The sequence below is a fragment of the Ruegeria sp. BF6 genome (assembly GCF_056538665.1).
In genome coordinates, this window is the sequence record NZ_JBQFTN010000037.1 from 1 (window position 1) to 4,656 (window position 4,656).

Genomic DNA, 4,656 nt, shown 5'->3' on the forward strand with positions numbered 1-4,656 from the left:
TTTTTTTTCGGCAGCGGCGCGTTGGGCAAGCGCGCCGTTTTTGTGGGTTTTATATGTATCAGTTTGTGCTGACGGTGCTTGTTGTGCTGTTTGTTGAGCCGCCGCCACCGCCGCCTGCTGCGGCGACGCCGATAGCGGCTGCGGCCACGCCGAGAGCGGGTGCGACGAGCGGGACGAAGCCGGTTACGCCGCCTTCGGCGGCCGCGGCGGCGGCGCCCGCCGCATCACTCTGGCCTGCATTCGCCGCGTCCGAGGCGTCCTGGGCATATGCACCGGTGGCCGAAAGCGCCACAATCAGGAGTGTTGTTCTGAGCATCGTGAATCTCCTTAAACAAGTCTTGGTCGAAGGTTATCACAACGGGCCGGACCTGAGAATGCCGCATCCGCAAAAATGCACGGATTTGCCGGAATTTCCGCGGCAGCGAATTGATGCAAGACGCCACAGACAAAACCCGTTAATCAGACGCCGAAAAAAAGTGATAATCTGACGTGAAGATTCGAGCGGTATCAGCAAGGCGGAAAGGCCTGATGGCATTGGTGTGTGCGGTTGCGACCGGTATGGCGCAGGCGCAGTCTGTCTCGACCTATGGCACGCCCGGCCTGATCGAGATCCCGACCGCCGAGATGTTCGATGACGGCACGCTGGTCTTCACCGCCTCGGGGTTCAGAAACACCGGGCGGGGCACGATGACCTTCCAGTTTCTGCCCTGGGTGCATGGCAGCTTCCGCTATGCGGTGCTTGACGGGTTCAACACCAACACCAATCCCCCCAGCACTTTCTACGACCGCAGCTTCGACGTCCATTTCCGGCTGCGCGAGGAAAGCAGGCACAGCCCGGCCATCGTGATGGGGCTGCGCGATTTCGGCGGCACCGGCATCTATGCCGCGGAATACTTCGTGGCTACAAAAACCATTCAGGACCGGTTCAAGCTGACCGGCGGCATCGGCTGGGGGCGCATGGCCGGACGCGGCGCTTTCACGAACCCTCTGGGCATCTTCTCCGACAGCCTCAAAACCCGCCCGGCCCGGGAAGAGGGTGGCATCGGCAGCACCGGGCAGCTTGATGCCGGCAATTGGTTCCGTGGTGACGCGGCTTTTTTCGGCGGCGCCAGCTGGGCCTATAATGATCGCCTGACGCTGCTGGCGGAATACTCGCCGGACCTGTACACCGAAGAGCGCGAACGCACCGGGTTCGAGGTCCGCTCGCCCATCAATGTCGGTGCCCAGTACCGCTTCAATAACGGCACCCAGCTGACCGCCTCCTATCTCTATGGCACCACGCTGGGGCTGACCTTCAGCTATTTCGTCGATCCGCGCAAAGCGGTGACCCCCGGCGGGCAGGGCGCCGCACCGCCGCCGCTGCAACCCGCACCCCGGACCGCCGCCACCCCGGACCGCACCCCCGGCGACATCCGGGCGCAGCTGCAAGGCGCGCTGGATCAGGAAGGGCTGCGGCTGGTCTACCTGTCCGGGACCGGCGACACCGTCCGGGTCGGGGTCGAGAACAACCGTTATGGCCAGGCCGCCCAGGCGCTGGGGCGCACCGCCCGCGTGCTGGCCAACGAAGAACCGCCGCAGACCGAACATTTCGACATCGCGCTGATGTCGAACGGCGTGCCGCTCAGCGCCGTGCGGGTCAATCGCGACGACCTCTACGAGCTGGAGCACGATCCCGACAATGCCTGGCGCAGCTTTGCCCGCGCCGAGGTGTCCGACACGATCCCGCTGCTGCAGGGCGGCATCCTCAGCGATGCCTATCCGCATTTTTCCTACCGGTTCGGACCCTATCTGAACTTCTCGTTCTTCGACCCCGACGACCCGCTGCGATACGAGCTGGGGGCTGCGCTGGGGCTGGATTACACCCTGTTGCCCGGGTTCACCCTGTCGACCGAGCTGCGCCAGCCGGTCCTCAGCACGCTGGATGACAGCACCCGCGTCTCGGATTCACCGCTGCCGCATGTGCGCTCGGACTGGGCGATCTATGCCCGCGAATCCAACCTGCGCGTCGAACACATGACCGCCGAGTACATGTGGCGGCCGGGCAAGAACCTCTATGCCCGCACCACGCTGGGGTATCTCGAGACCATGTTCGGCGGGTTCTCGTCCGAGCTGCTGTGGTACCCCAACAACAGCCGCCTGGCCCTCGGGGTCGAGGCCAATTACGTCGCCCAACGCGACTTCGACGTGCTGTTCGGCTTTCAGGATTACACTGTCGCCACCGGCCATGCCTCGGCCTATTACGACCTGCCCGGCGACTATCACGCGCAGGTCGATGTCGGGCGTTACCTGGCCGGCGACTATGGCGCCACCTTCACCCTGGAGCGCGAGTTCAACAACGGCTTCAAGGTCGGGGCCTTCTTTACCCTGACCAATGTCAGCTCGGAAGAGTTCGGCGAAGGCTCGTTCGACAAGGGCATCCGGATCGAAATCCCCATCTCGTGGCTGACCGGGCGTCCGTCGCGCAACAAGATCGCCCAGACCATCCGCCCGGTCCTGCGGGACGGCGGCGCGCGGCTGAACGTGCGCAACCGGCTTTACGGCGTCACCCGCGAGGCCCGCGCCCAGGACCTGTCCCGCGGCTGGGGGAGGTTCTGGCGATGAAGGCCCTGCGACGCCCTGCCCCGTTGGCCCTGCTGGCCCTGTTGCTGATCTCCTGCGGCGAAGCGCAGGAGGATGTCGATCTGCTGATAGGCGCGCTGCGTCCCAACGCGCCCCGGTTCCATCCGCGCGCCGAGGCGCTGGCCGCGCGCCGCCCGATCCCGCCCCGGCTCGAGGTCGGCTTTCCCGCCCGCGATCTGGCCGGTGTGATGCTGCTGGAAACCGAACGCGACGGGGTGCAGACCTGGCTGACCGCGGACGGCGCCACCATCACGCTGGAGCGGGGGATGCTGACCTCGGCCAAGGGCTTCGGCGGCGGGCTGGCCGGCTCGGATATCCGCCAGAGCGCCGCGCTGATCCTGAATGGGGGGGAAGGCCAGGTCGAACGCTTCCACAGCTTTCTCAACGGCAATGACGAGATCGAGCTGCACGCCTATAAATGCCGGATCACCCCGCGGGGCGCGGACACGGTCGTGCTGGGCGGCACCCCCGTCGCCACGCAAAAACAGCAGGAAGACTGCTATGGGCTGGCCGAGCAGTTCAGCAACATTTACTGGGTGCAGACCAGCACCGGCCGCATCGTCCAGTCCTCGCAATGGACCGGCGATTTCCTGGGCAACATGTTCATAAAACGGGTGCCCGATGATAGTTAAGATTTTGAACAGCGGAGGACAGCTCGTGCGTCATACTTCCCTTTTCCTCAGCGCACTGGCCCTGACCGGCCTGATCGCCGGATGCTCGACCATCTACCGCAGCCCCTCGGTGACCGCGGGCGTGTCGGATGCCGGCAAGGTCCGCGTGGTGCCGGTGACGCCCGAGACCGTGCTGGTCGCCAACCGCTCACCCTATTCGCCCAAGACCCTGCCCTCGGTCTTCGCGCTGTCGGCCGGATCGGGCTCCTCCGCCAGCCTGCGCGGCACCGGCCCCCTGCCCGAGGCGCCCTCGACCCAGGACGGGTCGCGCGCCGGGCTGCAGCTGGACCCGCCGCCGCAGGCCAATCCCGGCCCCTATACCATCGGCATCGGCGACGTGCTGGTGCTGTCCACGCCGTCCACGCAAGGAACAGCCGGAGAGCTGTCGGGCCTGCTGGCCGCGCAAAACAGCCGCAACGGCTATACCGTGCAGGATGACGGCTCGATCAATATCCCCGATGTCGGCCGCGTGCGCCTGGTCGGCCTTACCGTGGACGAGGCCGAGGCGCTGCTGTTCCAGCGCCTGGTCGAGAACCAGATCGACCCCACCTTCAGCCTCGAGATTACCGAGTTCAATTCCCGCCGCGTCTCGGTCGGCGGCGCCGTCGGCCAGCCCGGCGTGCAACCCATCACCCTGACCCGGCTGACCCTGGGCGAGGCGATCTCGGCTGCAGGCTCCGTCTCGGTCAGCGATATCGACAATTCCTCGGTCCGCATCTACCGCGACGGCAATGTCTACCAGATCCCGCTGGAAGACCTCTATTCCCGCACCGAGCTGCAGAACCTCAACCTGATCGCCGATGACTCGGTCTTTGTCGATACCGACTATGACCTCGACCGCGCCGAGCGCTACTTTGCCCAGCAGATCGCCCTGCGCGAGACCGTGCTCGAAGGCCGCCAGACCGCGCTGCAGGAACTGAACGTTGCCGTCAATCTGCGCCGCGCCGACCTGGATGAGCGCCGCGACAACTTCGTCCAGTCCATCGAGCTGGACGCAATCGACCGCGATTACGTCTACCTCAGCGGCGAGGTCCGCACACAGGGCCGCTATGCCCTGCCCTTCAACCACTCGGCCACCCTGGCCGACGCGCTCTATGACACCGGCGGCGGGGTCGCCAAGGAAACCGGCGACGCGTCGGAAGTCTACGTCCTGCGCGCCGCTCAGGACCCCCGCGAGTTCGGCGCCGTCACCGCCTGGCACCTCGATACCACAAACGCCGCACACCTCACCCTCGCCGCGCAGTTCGAACTGCGCTCAAACGACATCATCTTCATCGCAGAAAACCCCGTCACCCGATGGGGAAGAACAATCAGCCAAATCACACCATCCCTCGTAACAACTCCTATCAACGCCGCAGTGAATTAA

General features: G+C 65.3%; 4 protein-coding genes. 3 read left to right on the forward strand and 1 reads right to left on the reverse strand.

Features of this window, described 5'->3' with window-relative positions:
* Positions 1–58: 58 nt before the first annotated feature.
* Positions 59–316: a hypothetical protein gene (locus ACR0IM_RS24365; RefSeq protein WP_480683471.1), complete on the reverse strand. Its 258-nt coding sequence runs from the start codon at positions 314–316 to the stop codon at positions 59–61.
* A gap of 212 nt (positions 317–528) precedes the next feature.
* Between ACR0IM_RS24365 and ACR0IM_RS24370 the strand changes: the two genes are divergently transcribed.
* The 3 genes from ACR0IM_RS24370 to ACR0IM_RS24380 are packed head-to-tail and all read left to right on the forward strand — an operon-like array spanning position 529 to position 4,656.
* A complete protein-coding gene (locus tag ACR0IM_RS24370) occupies positions 529–2,601 on the forward strand; it encodes a YjbH domain-containing protein (RefSeq protein WP_480683472.1) in 2,073 nt (690 codons plus the stop codon).
* Positions 2,598–3,251, forward strand: coding sequence for a YjbF family lipoprotein (locus ACR0IM_RS24375; protein WP_480683473.1), 654 nt, complete (start codon positions 2,598–2,600; stop codon positions 3,249–3,251). Before ACR0IM_RS24370 ends, ACR0IM_RS24375 begins: the two co-directional genes overlap by 4 nt.
* Before the next feature lie 25 nt (positions 3,252–3,276).
* Positions 3,277–4,656, forward strand: a complete 1,380-nt coding sequence (locus ACR0IM_RS24380; protein ID WP_480683474.1) for a polysaccharide biosynthesis/export family protein — start codon at positions 3,277–3,279, stop codon at positions 4,654–4,656.

What these genes read in the sequence shown, in the direction of transcription:
- ACR0IM_RS24365 (WP_480683471.1), bottom strand. Translation starts at nt 316, where the DNA reads ATGCTCAGAACAACACTCCTGATTGTGGCGCTTTCGGCCACCGGTGCA.
- ACR0IM_RS24370 (WP_480683472.1), top strand. Translation starts at nt 529, where the DNA reads ATGGCATTGGTGTGTGCGGTTGCGACCGGTATGGCGCAGGCGCAGTCT.
- ACR0IM_RS24375 (WP_480683473.1), top strand. Translation starts at nt 2,598, where the DNA reads ATGAAGGCCCTGCGACGCCCTGCCCCGTTGGCCCTGCTGGCCCTGTTG.